12 protein-coding genes and 6 pseudogenes are annotated in these 23,307 nt (G+C 60.9%); 7 read left to right on the plus strand and 11 right to left on the minus strand.

The window, feature by feature from the left end:
- Nucleotides 1-64 precede the first annotated feature (64 nt).
- The gene (locus MPC4_RS11215; RefSeq protein ID WP_174512602.1) at nt 65-2,197 is read right to left on the minus strand and encodes a ParB/RepB/Spo0J family partition protein; all 2,133 of its coding nucleotides are present in this window, start codon (nt 2,195-2,197) and stop codon (nt 65-67) included.
- 150 nt (nt 2,198-2,347) lie between these two features.
- The gene (locus MPC4_RS11220) at nt 2,348-3,550 is read right to left on the minus strand and encodes a DUF932 domain-containing protein (protein ID WP_174512603.1); all 1,203 of its coding nucleotides are present in this window, start codon (nt 3,548-3,550) and stop codon (nt 2,348-2,350) included.
- A 608-nt stretch (nt 3,551-4,158) separates the two neighbouring features.
- Between MPC4_RS11220 and MPC4_RS11225 the strand changes: the two genes are divergently transcribed.
- Together MPC4_RS11225 and MPC4_RS11230 are read left to right on the plus strand one after the other, a co-directional pair.
- Nucleotides 4,159-4,656 carry a hypothetical protein gene (locus MPC4_RS11225; protein ID WP_174512604.1) on the plus strand — a complete coding sequence of 166 codons (498 nt, stop codon included), beginning with the start codon at nt 4,159-4,161 and terminating at the stop codon, nt 4,654-4,656.
- A 221-nt stretch (nt 4,657-4,877) separates the two neighbouring features.
- Nucleotides 4,878-5,292 (plus strand): annotated as a pseudogene (locus MPC4_RS11230) (HU family DNA-binding protein).
- A 173-nt stretch (nt 5,293-5,465) separates the two neighbouring features.
- On the opposite strand, the gene MPC4_RS11235 reads toward MPC4_RS11230, so the two are convergent.
- Both MPC4_RS11235 and MPC4_RS11240 read right to left on the minus strand, forming a co-directional pair.
- Nucleotides 5,466-8,687, minus strand: coding sequence for a DEAD/DEAH box helicase (locus MPC4_RS11235; protein ID WP_174512605.1), 3,222 nt, complete (start codon nt 8,685-8,687; stop codon nt 5,466-5,468).
- Entirely contained in the window at nt 8,687-9,565 is an 879-nt protein-coding gene (locus MPC4_RS11240; RefSeq protein WP_210253633.1) for a hypothetical protein, read from the minus strand. Before MPC4_RS11240 ends, MPC4_RS11235 begins: the two co-directional genes overlap by 1 nt.
- A gap of 152 nt (nt 9,566-9,717) precedes the next feature.
- On the opposite strand from MPC4_RS11240, the gene MPC4_RS11245 reads away from it, so the two are divergent.
- Nucleotides 9,718-13,212 (plus strand): NERD domain-containing protein, encoded by a 3,495-nt coding sequence (locus MPC4_RS11245; protein WP_174512606.1) that lies wholly within the window; start codon nt 9,718-9,720, stop codon nt 13,210-13,212.
- Nucleotides 13,213-13,634: 422 nt separating this feature from the next.
- On the opposite strand, the gene MPC4_RS21745 is transcribed toward MPC4_RS11245, so the two are convergent.
- The 6 genes and pseudogenes from MPC4_RS21745 to MPC4_RS21750 form a co-directional block, all read right to left on the minus strand.
- On the minus strand, nt 13,635-13,868 hold the full coding sequence (locus tag MPC4_RS21745) for a transposase (protein ID WP_425312457.1): 234 nt from the start codon (nt 13,866-13,868) through the stop codon (nt 13,635-13,637).
- 285 nt (nt 13,869-14,153) lie between these two features.
- A complete protein-coding gene (locus tag MPC4_RS11255; RefSeq protein ID WP_174512607.1) occupies nt 14,154-16,766 on the minus strand; it encodes a S8 family peptidase in 2,613 nt (870 codons plus the stop codon).
- On the minus strand, nt 16,735-17,862 hold the full coding sequence (locus tag MPC4_RS11260; protein WP_244628963.1) for an AAA family ATPase: 1,128 nt from the start codon (nt 17,860-17,862) through the stop codon (nt 16,735-16,737). Before MPC4_RS11260 ends, MPC4_RS11255 begins: the two co-directional genes overlap by 32 nt.
- Entirely contained in the window at nt 17,846-18,457 is a 612-nt protein-coding gene (locus MPC4_RS11265) for a recombinase family protein (protein WP_244628964.1), read from the minus strand. The genes MPC4_RS11260 and MPC4_RS11265 overlap by 17 nt, the downstream gene beginning before the upstream one ends.
- Before the next feature lie 372 nt (nt 18,458-18,829).
- A pseudogene (locus MPC4_RS21615) lies at nt 18,830-19,000 on the minus strand (biotin synthase BioB); the annotation flags it as partial.
- A 33-nt stretch (nt 19,001-19,033) separates the two neighbouring features.
- Nucleotides 19,034-19,222, minus strand: a pseudogene (locus tag MPC4_RS21750) (TetR/AcrR family transcriptional regulator); the annotation flags it as partial.
- 871 nt (nt 19,223-20,093) lie between these two features.
- Here MPC4_RS21750 and MPC4_RS11270 point away from each other — a divergent pair.
- From MPC4_RS11270 to MPC4_RS21760, 4 genes and pseudogenes are all read left to right on the plus strand, one after another.
- Nucleotides 20,094-20,837, plus strand: a complete 744-nt coding sequence (locus MPC4_RS11270) for a hypothetical protein (RefSeq protein ID WP_174512608.1) — start codon at nt 20,094-20,096, stop codon at nt 20,835-20,837.
- A 484-nt stretch (nt 20,838-21,321) separates the two neighbouring features.
- Entirely contained in the window at nt 21,322-22,590 is a 1,269-nt protein-coding gene (locus MPC4_RS11275) for a tetratricopeptide repeat protein (protein ID WP_174512609.1), read from the plus strand.
- 18 nt (nt 22,591-22,608) lie between these two features.
- Nucleotides 22,609-22,827, plus strand: a pseudogene (locus MPC4_RS21755) (alpha/beta hydrolase); the annotation flags it as partial.
- Between the two features lie 26 nt (nt 22,828-22,853).
- Nucleotides 22,854-23,015 (plus strand): annotated as a pseudogene (locus tag MPC4_RS21760) (hypothetical protein); the annotation flags it as partial.
- Nucleotides 23,016-23,070: 55 nt separating this feature from the next.
- Here MPC4_RS21760 and MPC4_RS11285 read toward each other — a convergent pair.
- Nucleotides 23,071-23,307 (minus strand): annotated as a pseudogene (locus MPC4_RS11285) (hypothetical protein); the annotation flags it as partial.

Here is a 23,307-nt window from a genome sequence, read left to right on the forward strand (position 1 = left end):
CGAAGCCTGCTTCGCGGAGTGGCCCGAGCCGGCGGGTCCAGAGGGTTGACTTGTTGTTACTTGGCTACTCGGCCGCGTTGGCGTGCGATTTGGCCGCGACCGGCTCGTCCTCTGCCGAAGACTCCACTTCGATCATGACCGCTTCGTCGCCGTCGGCCGCTGTTTCCTGACCAGCCGAGTCCAACGACGTGATCCCACCATCTTCCGGAGCAAGGGACGACGAGACAATCGCCCGGCCCGGCGTACGCAGCGGTTGCGGCAGCCAGGCGGAGCCGGCGAGCAGAGCCTCGGCCTTTTCGGCCATGTCGCCCTTCTTCAGATGATCGAGGAGCTGCGCCGCCCGTTCGCCTCTGGCCTCGCGGACCGCGCCAAGGATGCGCGCCTTCGTCACCCGCGCGAGGTAGTTTTCCACCGTCGGCATCCATCCTGCCGCGGCCATGTCGAGGTGGAGGGCCTCGGCCAAGCGATCTGCATAGGCGACCGCGCGCGGCCGGCGATTGTACGGCTCGAACATCGCGTTCACCGACAGCGAGACGCAGTGGGCGAAGAGCGCGTAGCGGCTATCAACGTCGAACGCGGTCAACGCAGCCCATAGGTCGATCGGCTCCTTCGGCAGGTTGGAAGCCCAAGTATGATGGCGTTGATCGAAGCGGGCGGCAAGCGCCGTATCGTTCAACCCCGGCGCCTGCGCGCCGAAGCCGACGCTCTTCAGATCGAGCTCCAGACAGGAGTCGGCCGCATAGCGGTAGAACGCCTTCAGGCAAAGCGCATGAAGGGCCGCGAGGAAAGCCACATCCGGCTGTTCGCCCAGCGCGTGGCGCAGGGCCAAGGTCCGATGGGCCGTCAGCTCCGTCATCAGTCGGTCGGGAATCGGCCGCAGTCCTTCATCCTCGTCTGGTTCGACGGATTCTTCCGATTCGGCGTGCAGGCTCTCTCCGCCATACTCGGCGCGCGCCGTCATGGCGTCGGGCGTCTCGCCCTCCGTTCCGACGTGCGGACCCGACTCGGGTTCGACCGGCAGTTCATCTTCCGGACGAACGTAACCCCGCTCGACGCGGAGGCTGCCCGAACCGTCGATGCTGACGAAGGCGCCGGCGCGGACGATCTCGTCGGGATCGAACGCCACCGGCCGATCGTCAAAGGCGGCGAGCGCCGTCTCGATCTCGCCGAGACGCTGGTCAGCCTTCTCGGGCAGCTCCTCCGCTTCGGCGTAAGTCTGCTCCAACTCGTCGTATTCGGCCTGAAGCGCGTCGCGGGCGGCTCGTTCTTCGGCGGCAAGGCGAACTTCCTCGCCGCGGAGCTGGCGCAGACCATAGGCGTGCACATAAGGAAACTCCGGCGCCACCTCGATCCATTTCCAGCCCTCGGCGCGGATCGCCTCGGCCTCGCGTTCGAGCTTTTCGGCAACGAGACGATCGACGAGCGCGACGTCCTGCAGCCAGCCGCCGTCATCGCCCTGGAACAGATCGCGGAGAATGCCGCCGCCAGCCTCCTGATATCTCTCCAGCCCGATGAACTGGGCGCGCTTGTCCGCCGCCCGCACCGCGCCTTCCGTCAGCATGCGGCGGATGACATAGGGCTCCTTGCTGTAGGACTGCGAAAGCCGCTCGAACACCTGCTCCTGGCGCTCATGGTCGCCGTTGACGGTAAAGGCCATGAGTTGGTCGAGCGTCATGCCGTCCCCGGCATAGACGTCGAGCAGTTTTGGCGAGATCGACGCCAGCCGCAGGCGCTGCTTCACCACCGCGACCGAGACGAAGAAGGCGGCGGCGATCTCCTCTTCGGACTGGCCTTTCTCGCGCAGCGCCAGGAAGGCCCGGAACTGATCCAGCGGATGCAGCGGCGCGCGCTGGATGTTTTCCGCCAGCGAGTCCTCTTCGGCGACGCCCTCTTCGCGCACCACGCACGGGACCGGCGCGGTCTTCGCCAGGCGCTTCTGCTTGACCAGCAATTCGAGGGCGCGGTAGCGGCACCCGCCAGCCGGGATCTCATAGATGCCGGTCTCCTTGCCGTCGCCGTCGCGCACCGGCCGGACGGTGAGGCCCTGCAGCAGGGTGCGCCGGGCGATGTCCTCGGCCAGCTCCTCGATCGACACGCCGGCCTTGATGCGCCGGACGTTCGATTGGGACAGGATGAGCTTGTCGAAGGGAATGTCGCGCGAAGCGCTGAGGGTGATTTTCTGAATGGCCTTGGCCATCTCGGTTTCTCCGCGACGGGCGCCGAGAGCCTCTCTCTCGGCTTCCAACCCGTCACGAAAATTCAGCTTGCCTCTTCCTCTCGAATCTCGCGGCGCGCACGAAGCGGGGCGCCGTAGAGCCGCAGACGCGGCGCTGCGGCCTCACGATGATCAGGCCGCACGCTCCAGCAGGATCTTGGCCTTGCCCTCAAGTTCCAGTCGCGCATCCTGGTGCGGCTTGGCGCGCGCCAGCGCGGAGACGCCCTGAACAAAATCGAACACGCTTTCGGGCGGCCGGCCTTCTTCGTCCAAGACAGTCGCGATCACCTTCGCGGTCTCCGCCTTGCTGAAGCCGCGCTGGCGCAGGAATGCTTCGCGATCTTCGTCCTTGCGCGCGACGATTTTTTCGCGCGCCGCCTTGATCCCCGCGATGAAGGGGGCGGGCGAGGATTGAGCGAAACTGGTCAGCGCCGGCGCCGCCTCATGGGCGAAGCGCTGCGCGGCGAATTTGCTATGCCGGATGCTGATTTCCTCGAATCCCACGACGCCCCAGAGATTGCGGTTCATGCACACCGCGCGGAGATAGAAGGAGGCGATGCCGAGGGTCTTCGAACCCACTTCGCTGTTCCAGCAGTAGAAGCCGCGGAAATACAAGTCCGGGTCGCCGTTCGGCAGACGTCCACCCTCGATCGGATGTGTATCGTCCACCAGGAACAGGAAGACGTCGCGGTCGCTGGCGTAGAGCGTGGTGGTATCCTTGGTCACGTCCACGAATGGGTTGTGGGTCATGGTCGCCCAGTCGAGCACGCCCGGCACTTTCCAGCGCGTGTCTCCCGTACCGTCTCCGGCGATCTTCATCACCGCGGCGACCAGCTCATGGTCCCAGATGCGGCCATAGTCCGGGCCTGTGACGGCGCGGAGTTCGACCCGGCCATCCTCCGCCTCCAGAGTCTTTACCAGCTCGGCGCGGTGAGTAAGCAGACCGTGCTGGAGGTTGATCGCAGCCAGGGGAGCCGGCAGATCGCGCAGATAGCCCGACGGCGCGCCGACCAGGCCGCAGAGCTGGCCGAAGCTCCAATGCGTCGGAACAACCCGCGCTTCTCTATCGGGCACGATCAGCGCCAGCCGCCCGGCGTCGTCTCGATTGGCTTCAACCCGGACGGTGCGGCTCTCGACGGTTCGGGCCGTTGCCCGATCCGCTCGGGCGCGGACCGCGGCATAGAGCTCCGACAGCGACAGATAGCGCTCGTCGTCCGGTCGAGAGAACCATTCGGACGAGACGCGGCCGATCCTCTCGCCACGCGAGACGTCGACCTTGAATCCGGGCGAAACCGCTCGATCGGCAGCAGAAGCGCGCGAAGTATTGACGTTCATGGGGTATCTCCAAGACGGGCGCCGGAAGTCTCTCTCCCGAACCCAAAACCCGTCACGGAAAAACCGTCCGCACTCTCCCTCTCCAAAGGGGACGTGACCGCTCCGGTCACGATTCAAGTCGCGCTGTCGCGAGACGCGGGCGGGTGTCAGAAAACGGAGGCGCAGCCTCGGCTTCGCCGATCCATTCCGTTGCGACCGACTGATCGGTTTCGGAGGAAAACAATCCGAAGCGCCCTACCCGCACGAAGCCGTTCTGCAGGACGCGAGGAAACAAGCGGTCGGGACATTTGGAGGCTCGGTCGCTCCACCGGGTGTGGCGTCCAGGAGCGCTCATCAATCTGGTGGCGTTTAAAACGACGCTGGACGATCCTTGCAGCTTCAGCGGCAGATCGCTCTCGCGCCGCGCTCCCAAAGATCATTGTTGACATTGTCTACGCTGTAGATTCGAAAATGAAATTGTGCGAGTCACAGAATCAGTCGGGATTCTGCCAGGGCGCGAAAGCCGATTATCGAATTTGCGGCGGCCCTGCTCCAAAGCTTCCGAAATAGAGAATCCAGGCCCGCTGAAAGCGCGGGCTCCCGTCAATCGAACAAGCAAAGAAGGCGTCATGGCCACGGCATTGGAACAAATTGGCGCGAAGATCGCCGAACTCGAAGCGAAGATCGCCGATCTACGCGTAGCCGAGCGTGAGCTCCTGTCGCTCGAAAAGGCCGCGGCGCGAAAGACAGGAACAGCGTCGGCGCCAAAGCCGAGGCAAAAGCCAAGGCCGAAGGCGGCGCTGAAAGCAGAGGCAACCGCGACCCGCCGTCCAAAACTCGGCGGCGAGAAGGCTAGCGAGCCGTCCGCGACGCGCCAGACCATCGGCGCGGCAATCACCGAGGTTCTCGGCCAGCAGGGCGCTCTTTCGGCCACGAAGATCTCCGCGCACATCAAGGCCATGGGCCAGGACGTCTCCAATCGATCCGTATCCTTTGCGCTGCAGGCTTTGAAAAAGCGCGGGCTCGCCAAAAACACCGACGGGAAATGGGCGGCGCCGAAGACGCGCGGCCGACGCGCTCGTCCCTCGCCAGAGGCTAGCGGCGGCGAAACTGAGGTTGCCGGTTGAAGAAGGCGCGGTTTCCGGCTGGTCAAGGTCGTTGAAGCCGCTGCCGCAGGACCAAGTCCGGGCCTGTGAGGAATTTCGTTGAACGAAACGACGTCGTCGGCGAGCCATTTGAGTCATCCGATCGCGGCGCGCGCGGACGATTTCTGGTCGGACAATATCGAGGCGACGCCGTCCTTGCGTCGCTTTGCGGGGCGGCCGCGTCGATCTGGCGGATTGCAAATATGGCAGGAGGAGATTCGAGAGTGGTCAAGAAAGCAGTGCCGGCGAAGAAACCGGAAGGCGTCGCAAAGAAACAGAGCGCCGCAAGCGTAAGAGCCTCATCCGCCAAACCCGCGGCGGTGAAAGCGGCCGCGCCCCAAACGACGATCACGCTGAAGCAGAACGGGGCTCAACTCGCTGAGGCGCATGAGCTTCCGAAACAACAGGTCGAAGCGATCTTCAGCGACATGATCGACAGCATCATCAAGCATCTCAAAAAAGGGCGCAAAAGTTCGCATCAGCGGAATTGGAATTTTGCAGGTCAAAAAGCGCGCAGCCCGGACGGGGCGCAATCCGGCGACGGGCGAGAGCATCAAGATCAAGGCGAGCAAGACGGTGAGTTTGCGAGTTGGGCAAGACCTCAAAGCCAAGATATGAGGACGAACGAACGGCCCGCCCCAATGGCGGGAGACACCCGCGCGGCGGTCCTTTGCGTCGCGGCGTTCAGACTGTTGCTCTGGGCCGCAAACAGACGGTCCGCTTGCGAAAGGCTATGCTGTAAAGCAGACATGCCGTACGAGCTCCCGCCGATGTCAATTGTGATCAGGCCGCTACTCCGAGAAGCTTTGCCGCAACGCCAACTCGTGGAGTTGAACTCGGCTGAGAGGAGCCGGTGTATTGCTTGAGAGAAAAACCTTCGCCGGTGTGTCGTAGCCCTTGCGTACGGCCGGGCCAAGACACTCAATGACCTGTCGATCCAGCTTTTCCTGCTGGCCAAAAGGGTCAACCTCCTCGACGACATGTGACACCAGTCCGACGATGAACGAGAGACCTCGAGGCACGACTGTTCCGACAAGCTCACGCGCCCTTGGACACATCTTCTCCGCGTCGTCGTCGGAATCGGGATCTCCGCCCAATGCACGTTCGACCTCGCAAAGAGGCTTGCCGTTGATCCATGCGACGAGACCAGGGAGTATAAGCGCCAACTCCTTGGCAGTGAGTTCTGCGCCCCGCTTTCGCCCGCATGATGCCATGAGCGACCGGCTTACGCCGCCCAGCAGCCAATGGCGGGCATCGTCGTCAGCCGTCAGCCAGTCGATCGTCCAGGTCAGCCATCCGCCGATCGTTATGGGCAACGATCCGGCGCCACCGGCGATCCTCTTTCGCAGCCGGAGCAGCAGGTTCATCGACAGCCCGCTCTGAGAGGCGAGTTCCGCGATGGTGTTGTCGACCTCTCCCGGCGCATCCATCGCGATCGCCTTCTTGAGATCAGTGATCTTGGCTTCAAATTCCGCTTCGGAATGGCGCTTTCGTGCGGCGAACGCCCCGAACGACTTTCGAAGATCGAAAAGGACGTTGGGCTCCTCCGCTCCTTCCGCTTCGCGAAGCGCCGCCATTCGATTGACGACATAGCGGACATCGGGATCGATCGTTTGACCCTGCATGAGCCTGTCCAGCACGATCTCGAGCGGATCGGAGATCACGACGCAGCGATCGTCTTCCGGAAGAACAGACTTCAGCTTTTTGATAACCTTCCTCCCCAAGGGCTCGCCTTCGGAGAAGCTGATGATCGGTTCGGGGATCAGCAGCACGACGCCATTGGCGAGATGACCTGCTCGACCGGCTCTGGCGGCGGCGTTCAGGATCTCATGTGCCTCGAGATCCGCGCGCCCCTTTTGTTCAGCGTCGGCGCGCTTGTCGCCAGCCAGGATCGCCAGTTGGGCAGGAAGGTTGAGGCCCTGGGCGAGTGTCGGTGTCGCGACGATGACCTTCGCGCCGTTGGCGCGTTTGAACATGCGTTCCGCGAGATCGCGCTCGAGGCGAAGCATGGCCGAGTTGTGTGGAACGGCGATCGCGGGTTGAGGGAGCAAGGAATGCTTGAGACCGCCGAGTTCGGCCTCGAGCGCGTCCCAGCGTTCCTGCTCGGCTTCGGTGACGTCGATCTTCTCGTTCAGTTCGGCTGATATCTCGCCCGCGACCGAGACCGCGTCGCTCTTCGTGTTGACGAACACAATGGATTTTAGACCGGTCCGAGTTGCGGAGATGGCCAGTTTGGCGGCGACACGATTCGCATTCGGCTTTATTTGGAGCGAACCATACTTGATGTCGCCGACGAGCTCGACGGGCGCGTCGAGCACCTGCGTCATACAGTGAGCCTGCTTTTGCCCCTGCCAATTATGTTGCAGTCCCCAGATCGCCCATGGGCGCGCGGCGAGTTCTCGCTTCGCGACAGCGCGAAGCCCCTTCGCCTTCTTCGCCTTTTTCGTGTTCTCGGCGAGCTGGGCGGCCATCGCAGCCTTCTTCGCGTCTTCCAGCTCTCCGTTTTTGTAGATCAGCACGCCTCGTGCCTGCCGGCTCGGCTTCCACAAGAGGTCAACGCACACGCAGTCGCGTCCGGTGAAATGATGGATCCAGTCGGCGAATTCGGGACCGTTCTTGAGCATCGCCGACAGGAAAAGCAGATCGGCATCGGGCGCGATGTGATTGAATCCGAGGACGCAGAGCATGCCGTCGAGCGCACGCCGGATCTTGCCTGACTGGGGACTCAAGAGGTGGCATTCGTCAAAGACGAGAAGCCCCACATCTGAAAACGCTTCGGGTGCAAACGAGAGCATCGCGAGGCAACGCTCCGGCGTCATCACCTCGATATCCCTGAGCTGCGCGTCCAGTTGGAAGAGCAAATCAAAATCGCTGGAGACGACCGAGCCAAGGAGTTCCTGTGGGAAGATCTCCTGCAGATCGCCGGTGAGCTGCTCAACAAGAGCATGCGTCGGCGCGAGAAACACGACCTTTTTGCCACGGGCGAGAGCGCCCGCCAGCTTCAGTGAAGAGACGGTCGTCTTGCCTGCTCCTGTGGGAAGGACCACAACGGCCGACTTGCCGGTATCGTGGAAACCCTGCGCGACAGCCTCGCGGTGGTTCGGCCATAGGAACGGGAAAGCATTTGCTCTCGCGCGGATCCATTTCCCCCAAAATTTTGCGTCGGCTCCGCCGGGAGGGGGGAGGTCCGCGAGTGCGGCGCTGGCGATACCATCATGGGCCGCGATCAGGAGCGATGCGAGGTGATGCGGTCCTGCGTAAATGTTGAGGATATTGCCACCGAGCACATCGCCGTATTGATCGTCGAAGACAGCCGAGAGCTGCAGCACGCGCTCGAAGGCGGCGCGCGCCGTATCGAAACGTCCAACGGCGGGCTGCGGTGTTGGTAGTCCGAGGAAGCGCGCGGCAAGCGTCTCGATGCCGACAATGAGAGCCTCGAGCAGTGCTGCGAGCGCTTGCTCTTCCAGGCCAATCTCTCGACGCCTTGCCCGCCATCGCGACGCACGCTCGTAGATGCGGTCGAGCTGGCCGCGAGCCAGGTCGGCGACATTCTCAGACAGAATGGTCGCCTCGTAACTTTGACCATCACGACGGGGAAGGATGTGCGAGGCCGCTTCGTGGGCGTCGGCATATTGTTCTGCGGCAAGAAACAGCAGGGCGGCGGCGATCGTCGGATCGAGGCGGTCCCTGTCAACATTTGATACGACGGCGTGACCAGCAGATGCGGCCGCTTGCCGGCGCGCTAGGATTTGCTGGGCTGTTCCTGCTACGAATGCGGCCGCCCTGCGTACAGAGCCCTCGGTCTGGAGCGATGTGACCAGCTCGTAAGTGTCCGAGATGCGTTCAAGCGTCCACCCGCTTTCACCGTCGCTGGCTGCGTCGCTTGTGCCGCTCAATCGCGCCGACACCAGGTTCGCATAGTGCCTCGTCAGCAACGCCGGGATGCTCTGCGGATCGAGGCCCGGAACGGGTGGCGCCGATCGGAGCAGCTGAGCCGTGGCGGAATCGAACATCAGGCATCCTCCGTCTCTAGCTCGTCGAGATAGGTGATCGCCTGCGCTGCAAGGCTATCAAACCAGTCGCGGACCTTTCCTTCGACAATCAAGCTGGCGCCGATGCGGCGGTCTTGACTGAGGCCATCGAGTGCGTCGTATCCCTTGAAGAGTTTCTGCCGCTCGGCCTGGCTGTCCTGATCCTTGGGCAGCGCGAAGGCCGCGCGGTAACTTCGCTGCGTACGATCCATGACGTTTGCCGCCAGTTTGACGGACGCACCCTCATCGATGGCGCTCATGCGCAACAGCGCGGATGCGGTGGCGACGAGCTCGGCGGATCGCTTGTTCTTGTGGCGGTCAAGGAACGCAGGAATGACTTTTTTGAGAAACGTGTTCCTGGGATCGTCAGTGCATTTGTCCTCGAAAATCGTCGTCATCACGACTTTTGATTTGTCGTCGGCCAGTTCGATCATCAGGCCGTCCAGGCCTTGAGATGTGGCGCTCACATGCGGGTCTTTTAGCAGCACGTCCGTTCCATAGACTTGCCGCGCGGCGATCCAGGAGATCGCTTCAAAGATGAAACCGTCGCGCTGCCACCGGGGATAACCGGTTCGCGGCGTTTTGACATCGTCCTGAACCGTCATCCTGACCCGTGCTTCTTGACGCAAGTCGGCGTCGGAAAAGGCCGGAGCGGCCGGAAGGAGCTCCCTGAGGATGTAGCCGGCATAGGCCGCCTGGCCCATTGCAATGATGGCGATCAGCTTTGCCAGCCTCGTTCCATCATGCGCGGCCCATCGGTCGCCAATGCACTGAGCATCGATTGAGACGGTTTGAGTGGACAGAGGTGGTGATGCCGTTGCAGGCGTGACTATCGACTCTACTTCGACCACGGCGGCCATGTGCTTGGTGCGCCCCCCGAGCGGATCAGTGGAAATTTCGTGTCTTCACCTTGAATAGTATCGAGGTTCAGGTCAGAAATATAGATGTCGCGGGTACGCAGGCCCTTTGGCGGCAGCTCCCGCGGATTGGGCTCCGAACCGCCATTCCCGACTTGGTCGCCGCGGCCGTGCGGCAGCGGAAAGGCCATGTCTCGGCTGCCGACTCTGGCGAGGTCGGCGGAGAGGTCCGTAATGCGCTGGGCGACAAGGTGGACGACCTCGCCCTCGCGGTGGATGCGCGCCCGGCCGCCCATCACGCCCGGCCGCAAGGTCTGAACGTGCCTCCCACCGCAGCGAATGCGGTATGCTTGGGGCTCTGCTATGATGTTCTCATGACTACGGAATCCACCAAAACAAAGATTTTCATTGGCGCGCCGATCGAGCACGAGTCGGAGCGAAAACTCTTGTCATTTATAGTTTCATGGCTCGAAGAGAAAAAGATCCCGTCGATCGTTCTCGCCAATATCGAAATCCAAGGTCGTCAAATCGATTGCATAATCGCCACGGCGGATTCCGCTTCAGTCGTGGAGGTGAAGACCAGCCGGCTTCCAATCCGCGGTGAAGTCAACGGAACCTGGACGCGGTTGTCTGCCTCCGGCGAGTGGAAAGACTACACGAACGCCTATCAGCAAGCGGTTGGCGCGAAGAACAGCGTGCGCGACGCAATGCAGGTGGCAAAGTCGGTGGGCAACTTCTATCCGGACGGGTACGTCGTGTTCACGAGTCCAATCCCGGAAGGATCCATCGTCACGCCCGGGAATTTCAAGGCGCTCGTCACGACCATCGATCTGTTTCCAGGCCAATTGAAAACGGTCGGGGGATCACCTTGGTCATTGGCGGACTGGGGGGCATTCGCGTGCACGCTCAAGCTAAGGCCGGTGATCTTGGATCAAGCCACGGCGGGCCAAGAAGTGTGCGAGGAGCTTGACCTGCTTGATAGCTACGCCGCCGCCGTCGCGGCCGAATATGGACGCGACGGAAAATCGTGGCTCCCCGAGACAGACGACCAACGCGCGGATCTGATGGATGCGGCTGCCGCGGATACGGGGTGCTTCATCAGTGGCCCGTCGGGCTGCGGCAAGTCCCTGATGGCGAAATGGCTCGTGGCGAGCCTTGCTGAGGCGGGACACCTGACTTTCTTTATCGCCGCGAAGAATTTCACCGGCTCTTGGGCCGAGTGCTTGCGCCGAGAGGTTGGGCTTATCACCGATATTGCTCCGGCGAAGCTGTATCGCGCGGTCGCGCGCTCCGACCGGCCAGTCTTCCTGATCGTCGATGGTGTCAACGAGTTCGGTGCGGCGGCCCCTGAGGCGCTCCGTGGTGTCCGGGCACTGGCGAGGCGGATGGGAGCGCTGCTCGCCGTCACCGGTCAAGATGCAAAGCCGGCCGAGTTTGCTGGTCTCGGAGGCGTGGCGGTCGCGCGCCCGAGCTTGGAGTTGAAGCAGCGAATTGCACGAGCAGTTGGAGGGCAACTCACTCCGGTCGCTCTGGAGGTGCTCCGGGCAGTCGGATCGGGCATCGAGGCCGCTCTCGTCGGGCAAATTGGCGGTGATCTGAAGGCCAACGCCACTCGCCTGCTTCTGATCGATCAATACATACGCAAGCGTTTGGCTGGGCACGCGCGGGCTGGATCGTTTGGCTTGAGGCGGCTCGCGAGCTCGCTGCATGCGCAGATCGCATTCTCGATGGCGGAGGCGAATTTCGACGATTTCATGCGCGCTGAAGGTCTCGGCTTTGCCGAGTGCGATGCGCTGTTTGCGGCCGGCCTGTTGGCTCGACGGGCGGGGCGGGTCTCGTTTTCCCATGAGATGATTTTGAATGCATGCGCGGCGTTCGATCTGGCACGAACGGCGGAGAGCGATCCTATCAGCTTTGGACAGCGATTGTCGACGCCGATCCTTGAGCCGATCGCCGGGGACATCGTGGCGGCGATCGACGATGCGGCTGTCTGTCGAGGCGTCCTTTCCGAGGTGATGAGTTCGACATTGTTGGGCGAGGCGGCGAGAGGACACTTTGGTCCGATCGCAGCCTCGACGACATGGGATTTGTTGAACGAGGCGACGGAAGCCTGCGTCGAGGAAATTGGCAGCGCTCGGCTTGCGCTGTCGAAAGAAGGGGATGCCGTCCGGATCGGCTGGGAAGAAGCGACCCGGCGCGAGTGGACCTATCCTGAAGAGGCAAGGCTCCGCGCTGTCGGTCGCCTCGCCGTCCACGGATCGGGCCTCGACATCTTCCTGAGGCTCTGTGCGGAGATGGACGCCCGGTTAGCGACGGAGCGGAGCCGTTTTGCGGATTTCGCTCGGGAAGAGCGATATCCGATCCGAAGTCAAAGCTTCGCGCTGACGTACTACGGGTTCGGCGAATCCATCGGATTTACTGAGGTTGCCCGGTCAACACAGGGCGGCTTTGAACCGACATCAAAAGAGGAGCGAGCCTTCCCGATCAAGGTGGAGCAACTGACTTCTGGCCAACTCCATTTTTTGCTGGAGTGGCGACGGGCGTTCTTCGATGGCAATGATAGTGAGTTCGCCGAGCAACTGATTTATTTATTTCGCGAGCGGTTTCGGTGGGAGCCGTGCCACGTTCAACTCGCCATGCTGAGTTCAATCGGCTATGCACGTCGGGCGCCGCAGGAGGTGCTCGAACGCCTGATCGAAGCTATCCACGCTCTCGACGTGAACCCGACAAACTGGGCAATCAATGCGAGTATCGTCGACGCGCTGAAGATCCTCGGCGCACTTGACGTTGAGGCCGAGGATTCACGGGCGCAGGTCAAAGCCGAGCTGGCGTCTGTGCTTGTTGATGATGGAGATGTCGTCGACAATGACCTTGCTCTCTCGCTGTGCTTGAGGATGTTTGATCATCCGTTCGACTCCATCTATGGCCAGGAAATTTTCAATCTGGATGAAGGGTTGCGGCGACGCCTCTATCGCCGAGCACTGCGAGCTTCGAATATTAAGAGTTCAACGAGCTTGGACTGGCTTGCCAGGGAGGTAGCGTCGTTTGGCGACCCTGCCGATGTAGCCTTGCTGCAGTCGCTCACGGGCTTGCCCAGCCGAACAAATCCGTTTGCGCAGGAGGAATGGGGCGCCTTTGCGACCGCGACCCGGTTTGTCGGTCGACATCATGCCGAGTTGGAACGGGTTGATCCGACAACGTCGGAAGAAGCGTGCCTCGTCGCAATCCGTTTCCTGATCTATGCCATCGAGGCGAAGCGATCACCGGACGCCGAGGCGACGCGGCTCGCTTGGGCGCGGCTCCACAAGATGCCTGTTCAGTTGGTCGTCGGTTGCCTGAGCGAGATTCAGAAGGCGCTAAGCGATCGATTCATTCCGAGCGAAAGAGTCGAAGCGTATCCACCGTTGGACTTCGTGGCAGCCTATCCGCCGGATTGCCTGGCGGTATCACGACGCTTCATCGACGACGGGATCGATGCTCAGTTCTACCATCGGGTCCCGCACAGGGAGGATGGAATGACGTTGGCGTTCGAGACGGTCGCGATCTATGGAGATCGAAGCGACATCGAAAGGCTTCAAGGCCGAAGCCGGGTCCATCGCTTCGCGCGCCACGCGTTAGCAGCGCTTAAGCGTCTTGAGAGCGGCTTTTAGAGCGATGAAAGAGCATGCCGCCTCTGGACGTTTAGTCCAACTTTGGCTCGCCGTTGGTAGTGTCTGCTTCTAGGAGTTTGTCAACGCAGGGCAAATGACCGGGATGGGGCGCATTTCTGTCTGATCGTTTGCGGCTTCATCGGGCCGAAACTGGAAGGGCGGATTTCAGGACCTGAATGAACAAAGCCGACGGTAGGCGACACGTTCAAATCACGGGCAGGATTTGCTCTTAACTTGCGGTTCGAGAAACAGCATCGGCAGACGCTGGCTTTGCTGGCCGCCGGCGATCGAAGCGGACTATTTCGTGCCATAGCATAGCTTGGCGCGCTTTCGGGCGATCGCATCGAGGGCCAAGCGGCAGCTGTGACCGCGCCATTAAGTACCGACTGGCCCCGCCGGCTGCCCAGCTCTCGTCGCTCTGGCTATGCCACAGCGTCCCGCTTGAGCGAATAACTGGTGCTTCGACCGCCGCTTGCATCCTTGACGAGGATTCTGCGTGCCACAAGATCGTCGATATCGAGGGGTGCGGCGCCGGGTGAGGGCGCGACGATAGACCTGAAGTTTCGGGCAGTCTTTTCGCAGCGTAGCGCGACCCTCTTGAAGCGTTTGAGGCGTCCGAAGCCCTGTTCGATCCGCGCGCGGGCTTTGTAGAGTATCTTGGCGAAAAAGGCGGGCTTGTTCTTTTCGTTGGCTTACCGCGCCATTCGTCCCCGGCATCAAGGTCGAAGATGTCCGCGAACATCTTGTATGCCGCCGCCTCGAGACGCGGCGCGAGCCACAGAATAAAGGCGTCATCGCCAGGCGTCGCCTTTGAGATGAAGATGGTATCTCGGAGCGGATCGGTGTTGGGCATCGAGCTATTCATCGAGGCCTTCCGGACGCGGAGCGGAGCGGCATTTGAATAAGTGCATCGGCTCGGGGACATCTAGGAGCGACCCACTTCATCCGCGAGTCGCGCCTGCGGTCGCGCGCACGGCAGGCTGTATTGCGTCGCGAACCTCTTCGTAAATCGCGATCCCGGAGCCCACTCCGGTCTCAATGCTGATCGCCACCGCGAACGGAACGCGATCGTCGAGCGCGCCTGCCTGGGCTCGGCACGCGACGCGGAGCTTCAGCATCCCTCCATCCAGGAAGGCGATTGCGCTTTCGCCCTCGAAGATGCCATGCGACAGCGTTCCGCGGTTGACCGCGAAGTGGGTCGGTTGACCCGAGAGGCGTTCCACCGCCAGAGAGAAGGCCTTGTCGCCTGCGGGTAACAGCTCGAGCGTCGCCGAGCGATATTGCTGGTGTCGGGCGTTGACCGGGGTGAGCCACGCCAGCGTCATCGTCAGGCGGCGCAGCTCGGTTGATCCCTCGATCGACGGCGGTAGCGGGATGTCGAACTCGTCCTGGGTGTCCTGCTGGACGTCGCCATAGGTAAAGAGTGTCGCCCGCTCGGCGGCGCAATCAAGCACCCGGTCGATGTCGGGGCGCCCGTAGCCGAGGAACCTCGAGATGTTGTCCCGGTGGCGCTGCCAGTCCCGGCCTGCGGGGCCGAACGCGCCGTCGAGCTTGTCGCCGGCATCGCCCCAAGCCGCGCCATGGACCAGCAGTGCCTTCAGCAGGACAGCGGCATGGCTGCGCGGGACGTCGTACCCAGCCTCGATCAACGAATCGTAGATGTGAACCGCGGATCGCGTAAGCAGCGCAGTGGCGTTGCTCGTGCCGACCGTGCGCCGCTGGAAGTCGAGCCGACCGGTCGCGCCCGCATCAGGCGCTGCGGACATCTGCCCCGCATGGGCGCCCCCTCCGTCGACCGCCAACCAGACATGCCCTTCGTCCTCTGAGGCACGGACCAGCTCTCGGCCACCGTCGAACAGGACATCCGGCTTTACGGTTTGCCGGAAACCCAGGCCGACCCCCGAGCTGACGTTCGGCAGGCCGCCGTTGGGGAACGGGTCCTTTAGGTGGAACGGATCCTCGGCTGCGGCGAACTCGTCCGCATGCCACGCGCCCACCGCGAGAGCGTTCAATCCTTCCGCCGGCGAGAGAAGCGTCCGCGCCGCTTTTTCCGAGTTGAGAGCGTTGATGATGGACGCTTCGCGCGCCTCCGGGGCGGCCGCGGCCCACTCGGCCGTGGTCGCGAACTCCCGGATCGGCAACCAGCTGCGCACGTTGCCAGCGCTGATCAGGAAGAGCACACGATAGCGGAACGAAAGCCAATCCATCAGCCTCGCCCATGGGCTAATCCTGCCGGAGAATGGCCGGTTCAGATCGCCCAGCGAGAGATTGATGACGACGACGCTCGGCGCAGACGCGGGCTCATCGCCTTCGCCTTCGAGCAACCGGCGGACAGCGAGATATACGACGTCCAGCGGCAGCCGATCTGGCGGCGTCGTCTCCGCATCGCTCGCCGCGTCGAACACCATGACGGGTCGGACGTAGAGCGGCCGGCCGAGCGGAGGCTCCCCTGCCTGCAGATCGCCGTGGACAATCAGCGAGGCCATGCTGGTCCCATGCGACCGCTTTGCCGCCGGCGTCCGCGCTGCGTAGTCGTCGGGGTCATCAAGGATTAGACGGCCCGCAAGCCGCTGGTGATTGGCGACCGGAACCCCATCGAGCAACGCCGCAACGGGATCGCCACCAGGCGCGGGTGCGTCGCCCGTTGCCGCGGCTTCGCCCTCCTCTTCGGGCTCGGGGATCGCGGCCACTGATTGCGGCCGCAGGTACATGATGTCGTCCAGCCGGGCAAGCGTCACATCCGGGTGATCGATCAACTCTTGAACCCGCTGTGGAGGGAGGTCGACCAGGATGCCGTGGTAGCGGATCGGATCGATGACCGCCGCCGTAACAACTTGGCCGCCCAACTCGGCAAGCTGCCCCTCGATGCTGGCGATCGCCCGAGCACGACGGTCCGCCCGCTCGTGGAACCACATCTCGACTTCGAAGCGGACCGGTTCGTCCGGCCGATCAGCAATCCGCTCCCGCCAGTAGGCGAGCGTCTCGGGAAGGACCCGGTCTTGCGGTCCCCACGCGCGCAGGTCGCTGAGCATGTCGAACAGCGTTCCCCACGGTGCGAAGCCCCAAGGCATCGCCTGGCCCTGCCGATAGAGATCCCACAGCCTCAGGATTTCGCGGAGAGCCTGCATGTCGGGCATCGCCATGTAGAGACGCCCGCCAACGGGCTTGTCGCTGCGGACTTGCTCGCGCTTCTTCGTCTGGAGCGTGTGGAAGTCGTCGCTCGGCTCAATGTCCGCGTCGTCTTCGAGCAGAAACTCGAGACCCCGAATGCGGCCGACCTGGCTGTAGAAGTCACCCAGCGAACCGGCCACCTCGAAGACGAGCGCCCGCTCGGGAGCGATCCCGTCGGGGTCGGCCCGCAGGGTCATACCTGCCTGCGCCGCCGTTTGCGCAGCGACGTTCCTCAGGCGGTCGAACCGCGGGCCAAGCCGTTGCGACTGCCGGCCGAAGCCCGGCTTCGCGATCTTCGCGTTCGGGTCTATCGGGACAGGGGCACGCTTCTCGCGCTCGTTATGGGTCGCCTCAGGTATCTGTAGAAGTGGTCGCTCCGCCACGTTTCTCGCTCTTCTTGTTGCCCGGTGCGTTTACGCGGGATCGCCATACCTTCAATTCGTGCTCGACGATCTCGCTTGGGCGGCCTTCTCCAAGTGACAAGACGAAGCGACGAAGGATGTTAGTGCAGAAGTCTTCGACCTCAGCCAGGCTCGATCCTCTCAGGGCGCGGGCCAACTGATCCGGCGAGCGTCCGAGATCGCCGGGAAGCGGCCGTACATTGAAGTACATGCCGATGAAGTTGGCGATCTGCCGCTCGCCCGGCGCCGGCAGGTCCAGACGGAGCTGGAAGCGACGCCACGCCGCGCGATCCAGAAGCTCGGAGTGATTGGTCGCCGCCGCGATGATGGTCCAACTCGGAAGGTCGTCCATCTGCAGCAGGAGCGAGCTGACGACGCGCTTGATCTCGCCGGTCTCGTGCAGATCACCCCGCTCTTTGCCGACCACGTCGAACTCATCGAAGAACAGGACGCTCGGCGTCGTTCGGGCGAAGTCGAACACCCGTCGCAACCGGCTCGCCGTCTCGCCGAGAAAGCTCCCAATGACCGCCTCGTAGCGGACGGTGAACAATGGAACGCTGAGCGCTTCCGCAATCGCTTCGGCGAGTGAGGTCTTTCCGTTCCCGGGCGGTCCCGCGAGGAGGATGCGATGACGAGGCTCGAGGCCGTGCGCACGGAGAACATCGGCGCGACGCTGCTCCTCAATAAGGTTTTCACAGGCTTCACGGGTGACCGCGGGCAGCAGCAGGTCGGAAAGCCGACGCTGAGGAGCGCGATCGACGAAAAAGTCCCGGGTCGAAGGTCCGCGCGCCGCTGGCTCCACAGGCGCAGCCGCCGTGGAATGACTCCCATTGAGGTTGGTGCGGAGGGCGGCCGTCAGACGGTCAGCGAGAATGGTGTGCTGCTTGGCCTTCTCATCGGCGATGAGGGCCTCGGCAGACGTGCGCGCAAGATGACGGTCGCCGGTCGCGCCCGCCTTCACCAGAGCCACTAAGAGATCACTACGCGCCATCCGCTTCTTCTTCTTCACCGGCTCCGCTGACTTTTCCTGCACCTTTGGACGTTGTGGTCCGGGCGCAGCTTCATCCTGCCCGAACAAGTCCACGTCCTACCCCGTTCACTGTCTTGGCGACCGCTCCGTGCAGCGCTTTGTGTAAAGTCGACCGATGCACGCCCAAGGTTCTGGCGACCTCGGACACGGTCGAGTCGGGATCCTTTAGCAGCCGCTGCGCCACCCGCAGCTTTTCTGCGCTGAGCTTCGGCGGCCGTCCACCCTTGCGCCCCCTGGCTCTCGCGGCGGCCAGACCGGCCACCGTTCGTTCGCGGATCAGTTCGCGCTCGAACTGAGCAAGCGCGCCGAACAGGTGGAAAACCAATCGGCCACTAGGCGTCGTGGTATCGATCCCTTCGGTCAGGCTCTTCAGCGCGACCCCGCCGGCTTCCAGCTTTTGGACCGTCTCGATCAGGTGCGGCAGCGAGCGGCCGAGCCGGTCCAAGCGCCACACCACGAGTGTGTCACCCTCCTGGATGCGGTTCATGAGGTCCGCGAGCACCGGGCGCTCGGCCGTAGCACTGGACGCGCGTTCAGAGAACGTCCGCTCGCAGCCAGCCGCCTCCAAGGCATCCAGCTGGAGCCTCGTCGTGTGTTCGTCGGTCGAGTCTCTCGCATAGCCCAGCAGCATGTTGAAAAACATAACAGCTGCCTCCTTTCCGCGACAGTGATTTTTCAACGGCTTTCGCGACGCTCCACAGACCGTTTTCGCCGCCGCCTCCGCCCCGTCACGAAAACCTCCGTTTACGCAACGGGGATAAATCGCGGAAACCCGGATCATACGAGCCCGGCTACGCCCAGGCTATCCGGCGAAACTATTTTCCCGCCATGTTCCTCCTAGGTAGAGTGATTGCAGGCGTTGGATCCCTGATTTGAACCTGCGGGTTGTAAGTGCTTGATTTTGCTAGAAGAGCAACTTTGCGCCAAAACAAAGCCCGCCAAGTCATTGAATTAACGTTGATTTTTGTTCGGACTGATTGCGGGCCACGCAACCATCTCAACTTGCTTTTCCGGCCGACCGAGGCATGAGTGTGCCGGCGAGCGAGACAATTCGAACAACTCGATAGGATCGACGGGCGGTGCGTCGGCCAGCTTCGACTCCGACATGGGGGATGAGCATGTTGATCGGCACGCTCTCAGGAGGCACCGGCAGAGTAGCCAGCGTCACCAGCATCGCGATGCGGTCGCTGTCCACGTTGTGGCTCCTCGCTAAAGTGCGTTACGGGTCCTCGTCGTTTCGAGTGAGTCGGGCTGCGGCCTCTCCAGCGGTTTCCATATAGCTTGGATCACGATGAAGCAGGACGACAGCGAAAGCACCGTCCAGCAGAAGAATGATCTGCCGTGCAAGCTGGCGGGCGTTTTTCCCGCTGCCGGCTTCGGCGAAGACTTCACAGAGCCAGCCCTCGGTGTTTTTCTGTGAGCGTCTCATGTTCCGATCCTCTGCTTTGACTGTATCTCCGATCGTGAGCGGCAGAGGAGTATCAATGTCGACCGTTCACGCCGCGCGGCAAGTCGGCCGAACGAACGGCAGGTTCCGAGAAGAACAATTCGGGCCGCGAACGACCGGCTTGGGCGCGAAGCAGTCGATGGACCTCAGGGCGCTGATCGTCGCCGATGGTTCAACTTCTGCCGCGAGCGCGCCTTGGCGGAAACCTCGGATGCAGACAAGCGGAGAAGCTAGCGCTAGCCTAACAGGCGCGAGGGCTCCTGCGGACGTCAAATAGGGAAATTGGGAGGAAGACCGCCCAGTAACCTTCAATTCAAGCTGGACGAAGCCGCGCTCGGGTTGCAGTCACGGACCTCGCGACTGCGCTTGGTGAACTCGCGCTCGAACGCGGAAATGCCCACCGGCCAGAAAAAGCGCCAAGCCACGGCTTTCCCCGATGCGCCGCCCCTCCGCGACTTCCCCGGACTAAACCCCGGACTAATCTTCGCTTTTAGTCCTCATCTTCTAAATCATTGAAAAGATGGCGCGCCCGAAAGGATGAAACTGGGCACTCTTATGTGATTGTTGCGGCTATTGGGTCTGCGGTGAGGATTTCAACACTCCGGTCCTTGCGAGTTAAGCCCTCCCGTTGGCGCAGGAGGGTCACGACGCGTATTTTTCCTCCGGGCTCCGAGCAAGGCTCACCTTGCAGTACGGTTGCTCTCCCTATATTCTGACTTCGACAAGGACATGCGTCGATTACGTAATTTATGTTTATCATTCTCCGTCTGACAAGATTCTTATCAGGCCTAAATGGATGAAGTCATTGTCCGTCATAACATTCGATTGGTCGGTGATCGAGATCATCGTGCTCGCGGTTGTTCTAATAGTTTTAGTTGAATTTATAGCAAAGCGCTATCTGGACAGATTTCCAAATATGAAGGAAGATGTAACGCGATATATTGATCATTTCTCTGTATTTGTTGCCGTTACAGCTGCATTCTTTTTAGCGATAGATCAGGATCGAATAAATAGAGAGTTGGAAAAGGCAGAGCGGTTTGTTCGCCAAGCAGATGCTGTATTATATGAGTTGACGGAGGCATCTAAACCAACGTTACGAGCTTTATCTATCAGCTTTGATGTTACAAGAGACGACACATTATTTCCAGACTTTCCGCAAATGAAAAAATTCATCCAAGACGAGCCTTTTCTATTTTTCTTATCTGGTTCTGAATTAAACAAATTGAGCCAGCTGAATAATGCTCCTATCACGGCGAGAACACTCGCGGTTAAGGAAGTGGAAGAAAATTTTCTATTTCAGCACCGTAATGATAATTACGATGCTAAAACTTGTAACTGGCGGGCAGCTTCGATAAATTTTCTAACAGACATAGGCGAAGCTTTTAAGTTGATATGCTCGAAGATGATGAGTGCGCACAGCGACAATTCGCCGACATTTGATGTAACAAACAACTGGATTCCCAACAAAGATCGGAGCGCGCGGATGGAAATAATAAAATGTCAAACCACACTTGTAATTCCTGAAAAAGTCCGCCTGATCAACAATTGCGAATACGAGGAGCCTGGGCCGGATTGACGTTGAGATGGGCCCGATGCCGTCCTATGGAGTCCGCTTTCCTCCCGAACTTAAATGCCGCCCAACCTAGTGCCCAGTTTCGTCCTGCATGGTGGCGGTTTTGGCGCGCCCGAGAGGATAAAACTGGGCACTCCTATGTAATTGTTATTTCTATTGTTTCGTGAAACGATCACGTCCGCTGTCGACCCGTTGTTGCCGTCGCCGGTCGGCCGGGAACAGACGGTGAGCAACGTAACCTGGGCTGCGGTGCCAGCGAAAATGTGCGCGCCCGACTGGAAGCTGCGAACGGGATAGTACGACCTTGATTCATTTATTTCGAATAGCGGCGTGAGGCGGAGGACACCGGACATCGGCCGTAGGTGGGCGAAATGAGCGGTTCCATGCGCGATGGTAACGGAGGATCGTTCCTGCTGTCATCGTGGGTCCGTCTTGCAAAATTAAACGACACGGATGAGCATGTCGTTTCCGATATCGCGGTGCGGCAATGAGTAAGCTGCTGGATTGTTTCGCCGGGTTCATAGTTGCTGTCATTGTCGGTTCGTTTGCTTCGGCAGGAGCGGAGACGGATCAGGGGGCGGCGCTCGACGCAAGAGCGGTAGCACTTTACCGAACGGGGAAAACGTCGGAAGCTATACCGCTTGCAGAACGCGCCGTGGCGATCCGCGAGGAGACGCTTGGTCCTAGTCATCCTTCCGTCGCGACGTCGCTGACCAATCTGGCGGCGCTCTACCAGAGCCAAGGCCGCTACGCCGACGCCGAGCCGCTGTTCAAGCGTGCACTGGCTATGCGTGAACGCACGTTCGGCCCTGACGATGACGAAGTCGCGGAATCGCTTGATGGTTTGGCTGCGCTATATCAAGTCGAAGGGCGCAACGAGGAAGCCGAATTAATTTATCGACGCGAATTAGCGATCCGTGAGAAGCGGCTCGGCCCTAGCCATCCTGATATTGCGACCACGTACAACAATCTAGGGGCGCTTGAGCAGGGGCGAGGCCGTATCGCTCAGGCCGAAACGTTGTACAAGCAGGCGCTTGCGATTAACGAGCGCGCTCTCGGTTCTGCCCACCCTGCTGTCGCGACAACACTGAACAATCTCGCGGCACTCCAGCAAAACCAAGGCGACTATGCTGACGCCGAGCAGCAATACAAGCGCGCCCTTGAAATTCGGGAGAGTACGCTCGGCTCCGAACATCCCGCTGTCGCGCAGTCGCTGAACAATATTGCTGCGCTCTACCAGAAACAAGGCCGCTACGATGACGCCGAGCCGCTGTTCAAGCGCGCACTAGCTATTTATGAGCGCACCCTAGGACCCGATCACATTGAGATCTCTTGGACGCTGAATAATCTGGCTGACCTATACGAAGAGCAAGGACGCGTTACTGAAGCCGAATCCCTGCGCAAGCGAGCCATAGCGATCCAAGATAAGGTCGCACCTCGGGCTAAAAACACTCCACCGGCATCTCCCCCGCCACTTGCGGACCCGAGACGCGTGGACTTTCTATTTGCATCGACTAGGCAAGAAATCCCTGCGACACCAAGCAATTTAGTATCTTACAGCGGCGAACGAGCGCCTTTAAATTTCGGCGCGGCATCGGTGCGAATACCGACCAAGCACGAGATCGGTCACATCGAGAGACCATCAAGTTGGAGTTTGTTTGGTATAACTCTCTCGTCCGCGCCCAATGAGCGCGAACACTTCATAATAAAGAAGCTTGTTCCTCTGTCTGAAAGTGCCTTCGACGAGGCTATTTAAGAGAAACATGCCAAAACCGCGCTAGTGTTTGTGCATGGCTTCAATACAACATTTGAAGACGCCCTATACCTGAACGCCCAGATCGATTGTGATTTGCAGTATAGCGGACTGTCGGTTCTTTTTACATGGGCGTCCAGGGGCAGTGTGGCAGACTACATCTACGATAAGGAAAGTGCTTACCTGGCTCGTGATGGATTTATCAAACTTCTGGAAACGCTTAAGCTTGAGTATGGCATTGAGCAGGTCAACGTCTTGGCCATAGCATGGGAAACCTCATCGCTGTTGATGCTCTTGCAAATTACGCACGAACATCGAACCCGATTCAAATCGCGCATCTCTGGATGGCCGCGCCGGATGTGGACCGCGATCAGTTCCTGGCGCAGGTTCCAGTACCCAAGGCGATCGTGGGTGGCATGACGATTTATGCCTCGTCGGCTGATCGAGCGCTTGCGGCCTCGCGGGAATTAGAGCGTGATGTTTTTAGATGGAAGCATAGCCTGCGTTGGAGAGGTAGTTCTGACATTCGTCTGGTGAGAAGAGGTCGAGGAGCGCTCCGGCTCGTCGCCAAGTGTTTTCGAAGGTTCGCTCACCCGCCTTTCGCATCATGTGTTTGAGCTTCGCGAAAACCTGCTCGATCGGATTGAGGTCGGGGCTGTAGGGCGGAGCTGGCGAGGGGCCACCCCAAGCGGAGCTTGGTGGGGTCGCCTGCGGAGGGGG

The organism is Methylocella tundrae, from assembly GCF_901905185.1.
Taxonomy (GTDB): domain Bacteria; phylum Pseudomonadota; class Alphaproteobacteria; order Rhizobiales; family Beijerinckiaceae; genus Methylocapsa; species Methylocapsa tundrae.